Below are 13,904 nucleotides of genomic sequence, written 5' to 3'. Positions count from 1 at the left end.
GCGCTCCCGCTTTGCGGTTGGCATTTGGAAAGCAATTGAAAGTTGCAGGTAAGAATTTGACGTCCGCAGCGGGGCTAAACGCGGGAAATGCGCAGGTCGAGCGACGACCGGCGCGGAGAGCCTCGTGGGGTTCGGCTGTGCGCTCAGGAGGAGCGCTTGAAGCTGTCGTCGTCGCTTGGGCTGGGCAGATGCGTGACGTCACCCCACGCGAGCACGCGCGCTTGCGTCACCGCACCGTCGCGCTCGAAATCGACGACGTTTACGCTCGTGTTGAGCAGCGGCCACGCGCGCGGCGCGTCGAGCGCGAGACCGTTCGCGAAACGATAGATGCAATCGAGCACGCCGCCATGCGCGACGCAGGCGATGCGCCCCTCGGGATGCTTCGCGAGGATCGGCTCGAGCGCGTGCAGCACGCGGTGGTAGAACACGCGCTGCGACTCGCCCTCGGGCGGCGAGAAACCGGGATCGCGCGTTTGCCAGTGCGCGTATTCGTCGGGAAAGCGCTCGGCGATCTGGTCGCTGTCGTGGCCCTGGAACGCACCATAGTTGCGCTCGCGCAGGCCTTCGGTGAGCTGGAGCGTCAGTCCGAGCGCAGCGGCGATCGGCTGGGCGGTTTGTTGCGCGCGCATCAAGTCGCTCGACCAGATCGCGTCGAGGCGCACGCCCGCGCGCGCTTCGTTCGCGCAACGTGCGGCGAGCAACTGGGCCTGCTCGACGCCGCTCTCGGCGAGCGGAATGTCGATATGCCCCTGGATGCGCTTGATACGGTTCCAGGCGGTTTCGCCGTGGCGGATAAAGAGAATCTGCGTGGTCATGATCAATTGCGCACTTGCAGCCAGAACGTGACGGGCCCGTCGTTGACGAGCGAGACCTGCATGTCGGCGCCGAACTCGCCGGTCTCGACCGTGGGATGCTTCGCACGCGCCGCAGCAACGAAGTAGTCGAATAGACGCCGCCCCTCGTCGGGCGGCGCCGCGGGCGTGAAGCTCGGGCGCAGGCCGCTGTTGGTATCGGCGGCAAGGGTGAACTGCGAGACCAGCAAGAGGCCACCCGCCGCGCCGTTGCCGTCGATGTTCTGCACCGGCAGATTCATCTTGCCCGCGGCGTCGCTGAACACGCGGTAGCCCAGCAGCTTCGCGAGCAGCTTGTCGGCGCTTGCTTCGGTGTCGCCGCGCTCCGCGCAGACGAGTGCGAGCAAGCCAGGGCCGATCGCGCCGGTCACGCGCTCTGCATGGCCATCGGCAACGCGAACTTCGGCGCGGCGCACGCGTTGAATCAGCGCGATCATCGCGTGCGCTCCACGTCTAAAACGCGAATCGCCATCAGGCAGTCAGCGTCACGCGCGCGAAGCGGCGCTTGCCCACCTGCACGACGAACTCGCCCGCCTCGACCTTCAGGCCCTTGTCGGACACGGTGGCGCCGTCGATCTTCACGCCGCCCTGCTCGATGTTGCGCAGCGCTTCGCTCGTGGACGGCACGAGCCCCGCCTGCTTGAGCAGCTGGCCGATGGCGAGCGGCGCGCCAGCGAGCGTGATCGACGGGATATCGTCGGGCACGCCGCCCTTCGCGCGGTGGTTGAAGTCTTCGAGCGCGCGCTCGGCGTCGGCCTGCGAGTGAAAGCGCGCGACGATTTCCTGCGCGAGCAGCACCTTGAAGTCGCGCGGGTTGCGGCCCGCTTCGATCTCGCGCTTGAAGCCTTCGATTTCGTCCATCGGACGGAACGAAAGCAGCGTGAAGTAACGCCACATCAGCGTATCCGAGATGCTCATGAGCTTGCCGAACATGTCGTTGGGCTTCTCGCTGATGCCCACATAGTTGTTCTTCGACTTCGACATTTTCTCGACGCCGTCGAGGCCTTCGAGCAGCGGCATCGTCAGAATGCACTGCTGCTCCTGGCCGTACTGCTTTTGCAGTTCGCGGCCCACGAGCAGGTTGAACTTCTGGTCCGTGCCGCCGAGCTCCAGATCCGCATTGAGCGCGACCGAGTCGTAGCCCTGCATTAGCGGGTAGAGGAATTCGTGGATCGAGATGGGCACGCCGCCCTGGAAGCGCTTGGTGAAATCCTCGCGCTCGAGAATGCGCGCGACCGTGTAGCGCGACGCGAGCTTGATCATGCCGTCGGCGCCGAGCGGCATCGACCATTCGCTGTTGTAGCGGATCTCGGTCTTCTCGCGGTCGAGCACGAGCGCGGCCTGATCGAAATACGTTTTCGCGTTCGACTCGATTTGCTCGCGCGTGAGCGGCGGGCGCGTGGCGTTGCGGCCCGAGGGGTCGCCGATCAGCGAGGTGAAGTCGCCGATCAGGAAGATCACGGTATGGCCGAGATCCTGAAGCTGGCGCATCTTGTTGAGCACGACCGTGTGGCCGATGTGGATGTCGGGCGCGGTCGGATCGAGGCCGAGCTTGATGCGCAGCGGCTTGCCCGTGGCGGCGCTGCGGGCGAGCTTCTGCTGGAATTCTTCTTCGATCAGCAGTTCGTCGACGCCGCGTTTGGTGACGGCGAGCGCGTGACGAACTTCGTCGGTGACCGGAAAGGCGTCTTTGGCGCCGCTGTTTGTAGTGGACTCGGTGCTCATGCTTCGATCGTTTCGTTGGGTTTAGACCGGGATTTTACGTGATTCGACTCTCCGGACCGAGATTTGCGAGCTTACACGCGAGTCCAGCGGCGTTGTGCGACCTACGCTACGCACGCGCGACGGCCCGCTGCACATGCGGCAGGCCTTTCGCGCGCGCCTGCCAAAGATCGTAGGCGGCTTGCTGCGCGAGCCGGCGCGAGCACCGTTTACCACGCCAAGCCACGCTTCGAGGCGCAGCGCCATCTCCGGCGAGATGCCAGCGCGCCCGTTGAGCACGCGCGTCACGCCAAGCTGCGCGGCAGGCTCGGTCACGGTCAGGCCAAGCTCGGGCAAGATGTCGTCGTCCCATGACCGGCGAGTGCGGCTCAATTCAGCCCTACGGCTTACGCTCAATAGCCATTGCCCCGATAATCACCGTCAGAATCCCTTCCCCGCACTCACGAAAGGAGCAGCAACGTGGCGCCCGCACGCAAAGACAGCGCATACCCGGCCGACGGCGTGTATTTCGGCCTGATGTCCGGCACCAGCATGGACGGCGTGGACGGCATCGCCGTGCGATTCGAACACGGCAAGCGACCCGTGGTGCTCGCCGAGGCCTTCGTGGGCTTCGCGCAGGGCCTGCGCGACGCGCTCTTTTCGCTCCAGCAGCCCGGCGAGAACGAGATCGTGCGCGCCTCGCTCGCGGGCAATGCGCTCGCGGCGCGCTACGCGGTCTGCTGCCACGAGCTGCTGCGCTCGGGCAATCTCTCCTCCGGCGAGGTGCGCGCCATCGGCGCCCACGGCCAGACCGTCCGGCATCGGCCCGAGAAGGGCTTCACGGTGCAGATCCAGAATCCCGCGCTGCTCGCGGAGCTCTCGCACATCGACGTGATCGCCGACTTCCGCAGCCGCGACGTCGCCTCGGGCGGCCAGGGCGCGCCGCTCGTGCCAGCGTTTCACGCGACGCTATTCGGCTCGCTCGACGAAACGCGCGTCGTCTGCAATCTCGGCGGCATCAGCAACATTACGGTACTCTCGTCGACGGGCGCGGTGCGCGGGTTCGACTGCGGGCCGGCTAACGCGCTGCTCGATCTGTGGGCCGAGCGGCATCTGGGCAAACCCTACGACGACAACGGCCAGTTCGCGGCAAGCGGCACGCTGCATCAGCCGCTGCTGAACGCGCTGCTCGACGAGCCGTTCTTCGAACAGCAACCGCCCAAGAGCACCGGGCGCGATCTTTTCAACGCGCAGTGGCTCGATCAAAAACTGAAGGGTTTCGAATCGCTCACGCCGGCCGACGTGCAAGCCACGCTCGTCGCGCTCACAGCGGTGAGCGTCGCGCGCGAAATCGAGCGTCATGCGGGGGATTGCCGTGCCGTTTACGTATGTGGCGGCGGCGCGCGCAACAAGGCATTGATGGGTGCGCTGCAAAAAGCGCTGGAAACCGGCGGCGTAGCCGGCGTGCCAGTCACGACCACCGAGGCGCTGGGCGTGCCGCCGCAGCAGGTGGAGCCGCTCGCCTTCGCGTGGCTCGCGATGCGCTGCGTCGCGCGCGAGCCGGGCAATCTACCGGTAGTGACGGGCGCGGCGGGCGAACGCGTGCTGGGTGCGATTTATCCGAGATAGAGAGCTAACGCGATGGACATCGCGGGCGCAGATACGAAAAACGGGGCTTGATGCCCCGTTTTTTACTGCCTGACGTATTCGCTCAAACCGAGAACGACGAGCCGCAACCGCAAGTGGTCGTGGCGTTCGGGTTCTTGATGACGAACTGCGCGCCGTTCAGATCGTCCTTGTAGTCGATCTCGGCGCCGATGAGGTACTGATAGCTCATCGAGTCGATCAGCAACTGGACGCCGTTCTTGTTCATCACGGTGTCGTCTTCGTTGACAGCCTCGTCGAACGTGAATCCGTACTGGAAGCCCGAACAGCCGCCACCCTGCACGAACACACGCAGCTTCAGCTCCGGATTGCCTTCCTCATCGATCAGTTGCTTGACCTTGTCAGCCGCTGCGTCGGTAAAGACGAAAGGAGCGGGCATTTCAGTCACGGGGGTCTCGGTGACAGCGTTCATTCGAACTCTCCAAAAAAGCTTCTAGCCGCTATTGTAGGGCTCTTCCGCAGTTCGTGCTGAATCCCACGAAATCAAGGGTTTCTCGCCACTTTTTGCGGCCGGGCATATATGAACACCCATTAAATGAAAAAGCCGCCCGGCGCATGAGCGCGGACGGCTTTTGCAGCAGCGCTGCGCCCGGTGAAGAGCGCCGCGCCGAAGCGCAAAATTAACGCTTCGAGAACTGCTTGCGGCGACGTGCCTTGTGGAAACCGACCTTCTTACGTTCCACTTCACGTGCATCGCGGGTCACGAAGCCAGCTTGCGACAGTGCCGGCTTGAGCGTTGCGTCGTAGTCCATCAGCGCGCGCGTGATGCCGTGGCGAACTGCGCCGGCCTGGCCGGTTTCGCCGCCGCCGTTCACGTTCACCTTGATGTCGAACGTCGTGGCGTGGTTCGTGAGTTCCAGCGGCTGACGCACGATCATGAGCGACGTTTCGCGCGAGAAGTAGTCGGCGATGGGCTTGCCATTGACGATGATGTCGCCCTTGCCCGACTTGATGAAGACACGAGCGACGGCGCTCTTGCGGCGGCCCGTACCGTAATTCCAGTTACCGATCATGTGGGCTCCCCTTAGATCTCGAGCGCCTTCGGCTGTTGTGCCGAGTGCGGGTGCGTTGCGTCTGCGTAGACCTTCAGCTTCTTGATCATCGCGTAGCCGAGCGGGCCCTTGGGCAGCATGCCCTTTACGGCCTTCTCGAGCGCACGGCCCGGGAAGCGCTCTTGCATCTTGCCGAACGTGGTTTCGTAGATACCGCCCGGGTAGCCCGAGTGACGGTAGTACTTCTTGTCAGTGGTCTTGTTGCCCGTGACCTTCAGCTTGCCGGCGTTGATGATGATGATGAAATCACCAGTGTCGACGTGCGGGGTGAACTCAGGCTTGTGCTTGCCGCGAAGACGGCGTGCCACTTCGCTGGCGACACGGCCGAGAACCTTATCCGTCGCGTCAATCACGTACCATTCGCGCTGCACTTCATGTGCCTTGGCGGAAAAAGTCTTCATGATCGATCCAAAAAATATGCTTGTGCCCTGTTTGGTCCTGCTTGTGTCGTGACGCTCGTTGGCGTCGGCGCAGGCTCTCCCTGGTATTTTCCCGCGGGCATGAATGCGGGAAACCTAAAATTATAAAGGAAAAATTAGCGCACCGTCAAAGACCATACGAGCGGCCGATGGCGGAATGTACGCGAAAAAACGCGGACGAAAAAAAGCCCGAACGCGTTTGCTCGGGCTTAATCCACCTCTTGGAGGAGGGTGGAGGAGACATGCTGAGGTGTCGTGAAGCACGACAACCAACGGAACAAATTATACGGATCGACCTTGTGCGACGCAAGAGAATTTGCATCATGAAAACATAAACCACAATATGAAATTCAATCGGCGCACAAGGAATTACAGTTTATCGATACAAATCAATATCTTACGATTAATACCGAGCCAGATGGCGCGCATCCGCTAGAGCAAAACCCCTAATCGCACGAGGGAAATCCGACTTGTTACTAAGATGTCGCGCCGCAACATTCAAGCACGGCGCATGACTCGCATGCGCCGTGTCCCCCCGGACATACCAGTAGGGCCGGGCTACAATGCCGGCTGGACCGAGAAATTTGCGCAGGGGCAAACGCATGGAATGCAAAGTAAGCTGGATGGGTCAGGATGGCATGGCGTTCGCAGCCGAAACGGGCAGCGGCCATCTCGTCAACATGGACGGCGCGCCGGAAGGCGGCGGCCACAACCTCGCGCCGCGCCCGATGGAAATGGTGCTGCTCGGCACGGGCGGCTGCACGGCCTACGATGTGGTCCTGATTCTGAAGAAGAGCCGCCAGGAAGTCACGGGCTGCAACGTGACGCTGAAGGCCGAACGCGCGAGCGAAGACCCCAAGGTCTTCACGAAAATTCATTTCCACTTCATCGTGACCGGCAAGAACTTGAACCCGGCCACCGTCGAGCGCGCGATCAATCTCTCGCACGACAAGTACTGCTCGGCGTCGATCATGATCGGCAAGACGGCCGAGATCACGCACTCGTTCGAGATCGTCGCAATCTAAGATCTGCGGCAAGAATCGGCGGCAAAAGAAAAAGCCGGCGCGGTTCTTCGAAGAACCGCGCCGGCTTTTTGCGTGAATGAGGCGGCAAAGCAGGCCGATAAGCCGGATTCTGTGCACGCGCCGCGCCCGAAGGCACGCCGCGCGTGGCAGCCATTCCTCTAGGCGCGCCATTGCTGACGCGCTCAAGCTTCCTACCCGCAGACGAGACGGGGGCCCCGTCCTGCATCTCGAAGATGCGCGCCTGCCTACTTGGAATTGCTCCGGGTGGAGGTTACCGTGCCGTCTACGTCGCCGCAGACGCGGTGCGCTCTTACCGCACCGTTTCACCCTTACCTGATCCCGACCGAAATCGGGCCATCGGCGGTCTGTTCTCTGTTGCCCTGTTCCGCGTGTCGCCACGGATGGCCGTTAGCCATCACCCTGCCCTGTGGAGTCCGGACTTTCCTCGCCCCCTCGGCGTGAACCTCGGGGCCGCGACTGCCTGGCCTGCTTTGCGAGGCGCGATATTAGCACGGGTGAGCCCATCGCGCGCGGCGCCGGCTGAATGCGCCAGGCGTCGGACGTGGCGTACTCAACGTGCGCGCCGGCCCGGGCGAAAGACGGTGGTGTCGGTATAGAACGACGGGTCTTCGTTCGGCGCCCACCAGCCGGGAATGCCCAGCACCGGCAGCGGCGAGAAACTGCGTCCGTTCAGATGCGCGTCGGCGGCTAGCGTCGCGCTCACCGTTTCGTCCAGATAGGTGTTTCGCTGCGCGCGCGGCCACGCGAAGTACGCCGGCGGAACGTCGATTACCCACGCGTGCGCCGTGCACGCCGTATAGGGCGCGATCAGCTTTTCCAGCAGCGCATGGCCGAATACGTGGACTTCGCAGCGCGCCGGGCCGTGCGTTACGGCAGCCGTCGTTCCTGCTGTCTCGCCATCCGGCGTCTCCCATGCCAAGCGCCCCTCGACGAACAACGCACGCCAGTCGAAGTCGCGCAACGCCTGTGTGAGCACAGGATCGGCGCTCGCGAACAGCACTGCGTTCTCATCGAACAAGGTCAGCGCGTCGCGCACGCCGCCGCGCGTGGGCCCCACGCCGAACACGTCGATCGCCGCCGCCTGGCGCGCGTTGAGCGCCGCCTTGATGCGCGGGAACGCAAACCAGGCCAGCGCGTTGAAGAAGTCGTGGAGATTGTGGCGCGTGGGCACGCAACCGGTCGCGGCAATGTGAGCCTCGTAGGCGGCGCCCTCGGGCAGATCGTCTTGCGCGATGAACGCGAGCCGCTGGCCGCGGCCCGTGAACTGTTGCGCGGCGCGCGCATCGGCGTTCAGTTCGTCGAGATAGCGAGCGTAGCCCGCCAGCGCGGCTTGCTGCCAGCGCCGGCCGCGCGCCTCGTGCTGGGCGAACCAGGGGCGCGCCCAGTCGATGTCGGCGAAACTGCCCTCGGGCAAAGTCCGGCGCACTGTGCCGGGCATCACTACGCTCAAATCAGCTTCCAGCCGATCGTCTCGCCGCCACGCAGCGGCACGACCGGCGCATCGCCAACGCTGATTTCCGCCGGCAGCGTCCACGGCTCGCGGCGCAGCGTGACGGTTTCCGCGCTGCGCGGCAGGCCGTAAAAATCGGCGCCGAAAAAGCTCGCAAAGCCTTCGAGCTTGTCGAGCGCGCCAGCGTTGTCGAACGCCTCGGCATAGAGTTCGAGCGCGTGCAGCGCCGTATAGCAGCCCGCGCAGCCGCACGCGTGCTCCTTCAGGCCCTTCGGGTGCGGCGCGCTATCGGTGCCGAGGAAAAAACGCGCGTCGCCCGAGGTGGCCGCCTCGACGAGCGCCACGCGATGCGTCTCGCGCTTGAGCACCGGCAGGCAGAAGTAATGCGGACGAATGCCGCCCTGGAACAGCGCGTTGCGGTTGTACAGCAGGTGGTGCGCCGTGATCGTCGCACCGAGCAGGCCGGGCGCCGCGTGGTCCGCGCGAATGTAATCGACGGCGTCCTTGGTCGTGATGTGCTCGAAGACCACCTTCAGCGCCGGAAAGTCGCGGCGCAGCGGCGTCATCACGCGGTCGATGAAAACCTTCTCGCGGTCGAACAGGTCGATGTCGGCGCTCGTCACTTCACCGTGCACCAGCAGCGGCATGCCCACTTCCTGCATCGCCTCGAGGGTCTGCGCGCATTTGCGGATGTCGGTCACGCCCGCGTCCGAATTGGTGGTCGCGCCCGCCGGGTAAAGCTTCACGCCATGCACGAAGCCGCTCGCCTTCGCGAGGCGGATTTCCTCGGGCGGCGTGTTGTCGGTGAGATAGAGCGTCATCAGCGGCTCGAACTTCGCGCCCGCGGGCAGCGCCGCGAGAATGCGCTCACGGTAGGCCGCGGCCTGCGCGGTCGTGGTGACCGGAGGCTTCAGGTTCGGCATGATGATCGCGCGGCCGAACTGGCGCGCCGTGTGCGGCAGCACCGCTGCAAGCATCGCGCCGTCGCGCACGTGCAGATGCCAGTCGTCGGGGCGGGCGAGCGTGAGAGTCGTGGGTGTGGAAGCGTTCATGGCTAGTGTGAGGCGCGGTGCGCCACGGATGATCGGACTACGAAATCAGGGTGCAAAACACGGGGCTGCAAAGCGGCAAGGCAGCAAAGCGTTGGACGCCAGGCGAGGCGTCGCGTGCGCACGACACTCTGCATGGCGACCCGCACGCGGCCATCACGCGCGGATGCCGCGCCGGCGCGCTTACGCGAGCGCCGGGAATGCATCCGACAAATTTCGTATTGGCGCGCCGCAGCCCGGTGATATGCTTGGAAAATCATCATTGTACCGGGTCGCCCTTCACGGGGAGCACGCAAGCGCTCCCGCACCCCGTACCCGCGTTACGTACCATAAGCATCATGTGCCAACTTCTCGGAATGAACTGCGCCGCGCCAACGGACGTCACGTTCTCCTTCACAGGATTCGCTGCGCGCGGCGGCGCCACCGACCACCACGCCGACGGCTGGGGCATCGCATTCTTCGAGGACAAGGCCTGCCGCCTGTTCATCGACCACGAGGCATCGGCGCGCTCGCCCATCGCCGAGATGGTCAAGCGCTACCCGATCAAATCGCGCAATACCATCGCGCATATCCGCAAGGCTACCCAAGGGCATACGTCGCTCGAGAACAGCCATCCGTTCCAGCGCGAGCTTTGGGGCCGCCACTGGATCTTCGCGCACAACGGCGACCTTCAGGACTTCAACCCGGTCATGTCGGGCGTCTACCAGCCCGTCGGCACTACCGATAGCGAGCAGGCCTTCTGCACGCTGCTGGAAGGTCTGCGCAAGGCCTTTCCGGGGACCCAGCCGCCGCTCGACGAACTGTTCGCGACACTCGAATCGCTCACGCGCGAGATCACGCAGTTCGGCGTGTTCAACTTCCTGCTGTCGAACGGCCAGGCGCTGTTCGCGCATTGCTCGACGCATCTGTACTACCTCGTGCGCAGTTGGCCGTTTTCCACCGCGCATCTGGTCGACGCCGACGTCTCGATCGACTTCGCGAAATACACCACGCCCGAAGACCGCGTGTCCGTGATCGCCACCGCGCCGCTCACCGACAACGAAGTCTGGACGCGCTTCGCTCCCGGCGACCTGCTGATGTTCCAGCACGGCGACGTCGTCGCGCGCAGGAGCGTGCCGGTGCCGCAGAAGGTGCTCGACAAGCTCAAGAATCCGTCGACGGACGCCTCGGCGAGCGCTTCGCGCGTGGCCCCGCCCGGTGCGGTGGATCCGCAAGCCGCCGCTGCCTTGCAGACCTGGGGCGAATGACACGCCACAAATGACTCGGCGCTAACGCCCGAACGAAAAAACCGCGCAAGGCCCGAAGGCCTGCGCGGTTTTTTATGCCTCGCGGCGCGAAACGCTCAGTGCAGGATCTTCGCGAGAAAATCCTTCGCACGGTCCGACTTCGGATTCGCGAAGAAGTCTTCCTTGCGGTCGTCCTCCACGATGAGCCCCTTGTCCATGAAGATCACGCGATGCGCGACCTTCTTGGCGAAGCCCATTTCGTGCGTCACGCACATCATGGTCATGCCTTCCTGCGCGAGCTCCACCATCACGTCGAGCACCTCGTTGATCATCTCGGGGTCGAGCGCCGAGGTAGGCTCGTCGAACAACATCGCGATGGGGTCCATCGAGAGAGCGCGCGCGATCGCCACGCGCTGCTGCTGACCGCCCGAAAGCTGGCCCGGGTATTTGTCCGCATGCGCGCGCAGGCCCACGCGGTCGAGCAGTTTCAGACCCTTCGTGGTGGCCTCGTCCTTGCCGCGGCCGAGCACCTTGATCTGCGCGAGCGTGAGGTTCTCGGTAATCGACAGGTGCGGGAACAGCTCGAAGTGCTGGAACACCATGCCCACTTTCGCGCGCAACTTCGAGAGATTGGTGCGCTTGTCGCCCACCGACTGGCCGTTCACGAGGATCTCGCCCTGCTGGAACGGCTCGAGTCCGTTGACGGTCTTGATGAGTGTGGATTTGCCCGAGCCCGACGGCCCGCACACCACCACCACCTCGCCCTTCTTCACTTCCGTCGTGCAGTCGGTCAGCACCTGGAACGGGCCGTACCACTTCGAAACGTTCTTAATTGAAATCATCTTGCGACCTTTTTCTGAAGACCTTTCACAAGGGTCGACGCGATCACGCAGATCACGAAATAGCATGCGCCCGCGAACAGTACCATCTCGACCATCGTTCCGTCACGATCGCCGATATTGGTTGCGGTGCGGAAGAAGTCGGCGAGGCTGATCACGTAGACGAGCGAGGTGTCCTGAAACAGCACGATGGCCTGCGTGAGCAGCAGCGGCACCATCGCGCGGAACGCCTGCGGCAGCACCACGAAGCGCATCGCCTGGCCGTAGCGCATGCCGAGCGCGAACGACGCATTCACCTGCCCGCGCGGCACCGCCTGAATACCGGCGCGGATGATCTCCGAATAATACGCGGCCTCGAACAGCGAGAACGCGATCATTGCGGAAGCCAGCCGGATGTCGATGTCAGGCGAGAGGCCGAGCAGATTCTGCAGCAACTGCGGCACGATCAGGAAGAACCACAGCAGGACCATCACGAGCGGAATCGAGCGGAACACCGTGACGTAGCCCTGCGCGAACCAGCCGAGCAGCTTCACGCCCGAGAGGCGCATGAGCGCGATCAGCGTGCCCCACAGAATCCCCACGACGATCGCGCAAACCGTGATCTTGAAGGTGACGATGGCGCCGGTCCACAACGTCGGCAGCGCGCCCGGAATACCGCTCCAGTCGAAATGATGCATCACTTGCCTCCGATATAGCCGGGCAGCCTGGACTTCGACTCGACCCACCGCATCAGCGCCATGACGATCAGGTTGATCAGCACGTAGGCGAGCGTGACCGAGATGAACGACTCATAGCTTTGCGCGGTGTAGTCGACGAGCTGGCGCGCCTGGGCGGAAAGATCGAGCAGGCCGATGGTGGACGCCACCGCCGAGTTCTTGAAGATGTTGAGAAACTCGGAGGTGAGCGGCGGCACGATGATGCGGTAAGCCACCGGCAGCAAGACGTAGCGATACGTCTGCCACTGCGTGAAACCCATCGCGAGGCCGGCGGCGCGCTGGCCGCGCGGCAGCGCGTTGATGCCCGAGCGCACCTGTTCGCACACGCGCGCGGCCGTGAAGAGCCCGAGACAGATCACCGACGCGGTGAAGAACTGCACGCCGGGCGGCAGTTGCTTGAACGCGTTGCCAAGCGAGGGCGGCAAGATTTCCGGCAGCACGAAGTACCAGATGAAGAATTGCGCGATGAGCGGGATGTTGCGAAAGATCGCGACATAGACGGTGCCCACGGCGGCCGCGTACTTGTTCGGCACCGTGCGCAGCACGCCGAACAACGAGCCGACGATGAGCGCGATCACCCACGCGCAGAGCGACACCGACACCGTCACCCAGAGGCCGGAGATGATCCAGCCGAGATAGGTGGTGGGTTCGCCCGTCGAGACCGGGCTGAGCAATATGCCCCAGTTCCAGTGGTAGGACATGAAGAGCCTCCAACAAAAAGAACGGAAGAAGCGCGGCTTCTTCCGTTCTGTGTTACACGCCGATCAGGCTTGCGCCCGGGTCAGTCGATTGCCTTGTCGTTCGGGCTCTTGAAGAGCGCCTTCATGTCGTCGCTTTCCGGGAAGTTCAGGTTGAGGCCCTTCGGCGGAATCGGCGATTCGAACCACTTCTTGTAGATCGCATCGGCTTGTCCCGAGGTCTGGACCTTCGCGATGGCGTCGTCGGCGACCTTCTTGAACTCGGGGTCGTTCTTGCGCATCATGCAGCCGTAGGCCTCATGCGATTGCGGCGTGCCGACGATCACGAAATCGCCCGGATTGTTCGACTTCGCGCGCTCGCCCGCGAGCAGCGCGTCGTCCATCATGAACGCCGCCGCGCGGCCCGTGGACAGCGTCATGAACGACTCGCCATGGTCCTTCGCGCTGATGATGCTCATGCCGAGGCTCTTGTCCTGGTTCATCTTGCGCAGGAGGCGCTCGGACGTCGTGCCCGCCGTCGTCACGACGGTCTTGCCCTTGAGGTCGGCGAAGTCCTTGATGCCCGAATCCTTCTTCGTCATGAGGCGCGTGCCGATCACGAAAATCGTGTTCGTGAAGGCGGCCTGCTGCTGGCGTTCGGCGTTATTGGTCGTGGAGCCGCACTCGATGTCGATCGTGCCGTTCTGCACGAGCGGAATGCGGTTCTGCGAGGTGATGGGCACCATCTTGACCTTGAGGTTCGGCATGTTCAGCTTCTGCTTCACCGCCTCGACGATCTTCATCGCGAAGTCCTGCGAGTAGCCAACCACGTTCTGCTTGTCGTCATAGTATGAAAACGGAATCGACGATTCGCGGTGACCGAGCGAGATGACGCCCGTGTCCTTGATCTTCTTGAGCGTGCCCGAGTCCTGCGCATGCGCGCTTACGGCAACGAAACCGAGTGCGGCGAGAACGAGCGCAGCCTTTTTGATTTTCATCCTTGATCTCCTTGGCAAGAATCGCCGCCAGTGTAGCAAAGTAATTTTATTGAAAGAATTAAGGTGGACCCTGGCGCTGCATGAGTGTTTTATACACCGCCAATGCAAAAGCAGGCGGCCCTTTTTGGGGGCCGCCCGCCTTCTTTCAGCAACGATTCAAAACGTAATTTTTACCGCTGCCGGATGCTTCGCGCTTCGAAGGTGCTCTCCGAAGT

The 13,904-nt window shown here is 63.4% G+C and carries 15 protein-coding genes, 1 other RNA gene and 1 pseudogene; 3 read left to right on the top strand and 14 right to left on the bottom strand.

Annotation, left to right across the window (positions count from 1 at the left end; all coding sequences use genetic code 11):
- Positions 1–143: 143 nt before the first annotated feature.
- The 4 genes and pseudogenes from NH14_RS09950 to NH14_RS33455 all read right to left on the bottom strand — a co-directional run bounded on the left by NH14_RS09950 (position 144) and on the right by NH14_RS33455 (position 2,945).
- Entirely contained in the window at positions 144–815 is a 672-nt protein-coding gene (locus tag NH14_RS09950; RefSeq protein ID WP_035526929.1) for a histidine phosphatase family protein, read from the bottom strand.
- Between the two features lie 2 nt (positions 816–817).
- Positions 818–1,288, bottom strand: coding sequence for a D-aminoacyl-tRNA deacylase (dtd, locus tag NH14_RS09945; RefSeq protein ID WP_035526932.1), 471 nt, complete (start codon positions 1,286–1,288; stop codon positions 818–820).
- A gap of 34 nt (positions 1,289–1,322) precedes the next feature.
- Positions 1,323–2,576 carry a tyrosine--tRNA ligase gene (gene tyrS, locus NH14_RS09940; protein ID WP_035526935.1) on the bottom strand — a complete coding sequence of 418 codons (1,254 nt, stop codon included), beginning with the start codon at positions 2,574–2,576 and terminating at the stop codon, positions 1,323–1,325.
- A gap of 106 nt (positions 2,577–2,682) precedes the next feature.
- A pseudogene (locus tag NH14_RS33455) lies at positions 2,683–2,945 on the bottom strand (HigA family addiction module antitoxin).
- Positions 2,946–3,089: 144 nt separating this feature from the next.
- Between NH14_RS33455 and NH14_RS09930 the strand changes: the two are divergent.
- The gene (locus NH14_RS09930) at positions 3,090–4,181 is read left to right on the top strand and encodes an anhydro-N-acetylmuramic acid kinase (RefSeq protein WP_052148075.1); all 1,092 of its coding nucleotides are present in this window, start codon (positions 3,090–3,092) and stop codon (positions 4,179–4,181) included.
- An 82-nt stretch (positions 4,182–4,263) separates the two neighbouring features.
- Here NH14_RS09930 and erpA read toward each other — a convergent pair whose 3' ends face one another.
- The 3 genes from erpA to rplM form a co-directional block, all read right to left on the bottom strand.
- Positions 4,264–4,629: an iron-sulfur cluster insertion protein ErpA gene (erpA, locus tag NH14_RS09925; protein WP_035526942.1), complete on the bottom strand. Its 366-nt coding sequence runs from the start codon at positions 4,627–4,629 to the stop codon at positions 4,264–4,266.
- Between the two features lie 208 nt (positions 4,630–4,837).
- Positions 4,838–5,230 carry a 30S ribosomal protein S9 gene (gene rpsI / locus NH14_RS09920; RefSeq protein ID WP_028216172.1) on the bottom strand — a complete coding sequence of 131 codons (393 nt, stop codon included), beginning with the start codon at positions 5,228–5,230 and terminating at the stop codon, positions 4,838–4,840.
- Between the two features lie 11 nt (positions 5,231–5,241).
- Positions 5,242–5,670 carry a 50S ribosomal protein L13 gene (rplM, locus tag NH14_RS09915; protein WP_027795838.1) on the bottom strand — a complete coding sequence of 143 codons (429 nt, stop codon included), beginning with the start codon at positions 5,668–5,670 and terminating at the stop codon, positions 5,242–5,244.
- Positions 5,671–6,290: 620 nt separating this feature from the next.
- On the opposite strand from rplM, the gene NH14_RS09910 reads away from it, so the two are divergent.
- The gene (locus NH14_RS09910; RefSeq protein WP_035526945.1) at positions 6,291–6,713 is read left to right on the top strand and encodes an OsmC family protein; all 423 of its coding nucleotides are present in this window, start codon (positions 6,291–6,293) and stop codon (positions 6,711–6,713) included.
- 82 nt (positions 6,714–6,795) lie between these two features.
- Here NH14_RS09910 and rnpB read toward each other — a convergent pair.
- The 3 genes from rnpB to pyrC form a co-directional block, all read right to left on the bottom strand.
- An RNA gene (rnpB, locus tag NH14_RS09905) (RNase P RNA component class A) lies at positions 6,796–7,206 on the bottom strand.
- 78 nt (positions 7,207–7,284) lie between these two features.
- Complete coding sequence (locus NH14_RS09900) at positions 7,285–8,172, bottom strand: DUF3025 domain-containing protein (RefSeq protein ID WP_035526948.1); 888 nt, start codon at positions 8,170–8,172, stop codon at positions 7,285–7,287.
- 8 nt (positions 8,173–8,180) lie between these two features.
- A complete protein-coding gene (gene pyrC, locus NH14_RS09895; RefSeq protein ID WP_035526950.1) occupies positions 8,181–9,236 on the bottom strand; it encodes a dihydroorotase in 1,056 nt (351 codons plus the stop codon).
- A gap of 335 nt (positions 9,237–9,571) precedes the next feature.
- On the opposite strand from pyrC, the gene NH14_RS09890 reads away from it, so the two are divergent.
- A complete protein-coding gene (locus tag NH14_RS09890; RefSeq protein WP_084225446.1) occupies positions 9,572–10,480 on the top strand; it encodes a class II glutamine amidotransferase in 909 nt (302 codons plus the stop codon).
- A gap of 95 nt (positions 10,481–10,575) precedes the next feature.
- Here the strand turns inward: NH14_RS09890 and NH14_RS09885 are convergent, their stop codons facing one another.
- The 4 genes from NH14_RS09885 to NH14_RS09870 all read right to left on the bottom strand — a co-directional run bounded on the left by NH14_RS09885 (position 10,576) and on the right by NH14_RS09870 (position 13,689).
- Positions 10,576–11,301: an amino acid ABC transporter ATP-binding protein gene (locus NH14_RS09885; protein WP_035526956.1), complete on the bottom strand. Its 726-nt coding sequence runs from the start codon at positions 11,299–11,301 to the stop codon at positions 10,576–10,578.
- A complete protein-coding gene (gltK, locus tag NH14_RS09880) occupies positions 11,298–11,975 on the bottom strand; it encodes a glutamate/aspartate ABC transporter permease GltK (RefSeq protein ID WP_035526959.1) in 678 nt (225 codons plus the stop codon). The genes NH14_RS09885 and gltK overlap by 4 nt, the downstream gene beginning before the upstream one ends.
- Positions 11,975–12,715 (bottom strand): amino acid ABC transporter permease, encoded by a 741-nt coding sequence (locus NH14_RS09875; RefSeq protein ID WP_035526962.1) that lies wholly within the window; start codon positions 12,713–12,715, stop codon positions 11,975–11,977. Before NH14_RS09875 ends, gltK begins: the two co-directional genes overlap by 1 nt.
- Positions 12,716–12,795: 80 nt before the next feature.
- Positions 12,796–13,689 carry a glutamate/aspartate ABC transporter substrate-binding protein gene (locus NH14_RS09870; RefSeq protein ID WP_035526963.1) on the bottom strand — a complete coding sequence of 298 codons (894 nt, stop codon included), beginning with the start codon at positions 13,687–13,689 and terminating at the stop codon, positions 12,796–12,798.
- Positions 13,690–13,904: the final 215 nt, after the last annotated feature.

Origin of the sequence: Paraburkholderia sacchari, assembly GCF_000785435.2 — a bacterium.
In the GTDB taxonomy this organism is placed as follows: Bacteria; Pseudomonadota; Gammaproteobacteria; order Burkholderiales; family Burkholderiaceae; genus Paraburkholderia; species Paraburkholderia sacchari.
Note: the sequence above shows the minus strand (reverse complement) of the source record. Positions and strands in the feature narration are given on the sequence as shown.

Excerpts from the sequence above, each read along its gene's own strand:
- gltK (WP_035526959.1), bottom strand. The coding sequence starts at position 11,975 with ATGCATCATTTCGACTGGAGCGGTATTCCGGGCGCGCTGCCGACGTTG.
- rplM (WP_027795838.1), bottom strand. The coding sequence starts at position 5,670 with ATGAAGACTTTTTCCGCCAAGGCACATGAAGTGCAGCGCGAATGGTAC.
- NH14_RS09900 (WP_035526948.1), bottom strand. The coding sequence starts at position 8,172 with ATGCCCGGCACAGTGCGCCGGACTTTGCCCGAGGGCAGTTTCGCCGAC.
- rpsI (WP_028216172.1), bottom strand. The coding sequence starts at position 5,230 with ATGATCGGTAACTGGAATTACGGTACGGGCCGCCGCAAGAGCGCCGTC.
- NH14_RS09910 (WP_035526945.1), top strand. The coding sequence starts at position 6,291 with ATGGAATGCAAAGTAAGCTGGATGGGTCAGGATGGCATGGCGTTCGCA.
- NH14_RS09890 (WP_084225446.1), top strand. The coding sequence starts at position 9,572 with ATGTGCCAACTTCTCGGAATGAACTGCGCCGCGCCAACGGACGTCACG.
- NH14_RS09885 (WP_035526956.1), bottom strand. The coding sequence starts at position 11,301 with ATGATTTCAATTAAGAACGTTTCGAAGTGGTACGGCCCGTTCCAGGTG.
- NH14_RS09930 (WP_052148075.1), top strand. The coding sequence starts at position 3,090 with ATGTCCGGCACCAGCATGGACGGCGTGGACGGCATCGCCGTGCGATTC.
- NH14_RS09870 (WP_035526963.1), bottom strand. The coding sequence starts at position 13,689 with ATGAAAATCAAAAAGGCTGCGCTCGTTCTCGCCGCACTCGGTTTCGTT.
- pyrC (WP_035526950.1), bottom strand. The coding sequence starts at position 9,236 with ATGAACGCTTCCACACCCACGACTCTCACGCTCGCCCGCCCCGACGAC.
- erpA (WP_035526942.1), bottom strand. The coding sequence starts at position 4,629 with ATGAACGCTGTCACCGAGACCCCCGTGACTGAAATGCCCGCTCCTTTC.
- dtd (WP_035526932.1), bottom strand. The coding sequence starts at position 1,288 with ATGATCGCGCTGATTCAACGCGTGCGCCGCGCCGAAGTTCGCGTTGCC.
- NH14_RS09950 (WP_035526929.1), bottom strand. The coding sequence starts at position 815 with ATGACCACGCAGATTCTCTTTATCCGCCACGGCGAAACCGCCTGGAAC.
- NH14_RS09875 (WP_035526962.1), bottom strand. The coding sequence starts at position 12,715 with ATGTCCTACCACTGGAACTGGGGCATATTGCTCAGCCCGGTCTCGACG.
- tyrS (WP_035526935.1), bottom strand. The coding sequence starts at position 2,576 with ATGAGCACCGAGTCCACTACAAACAGCGGCGCCAAAGACGCCTTTCCG.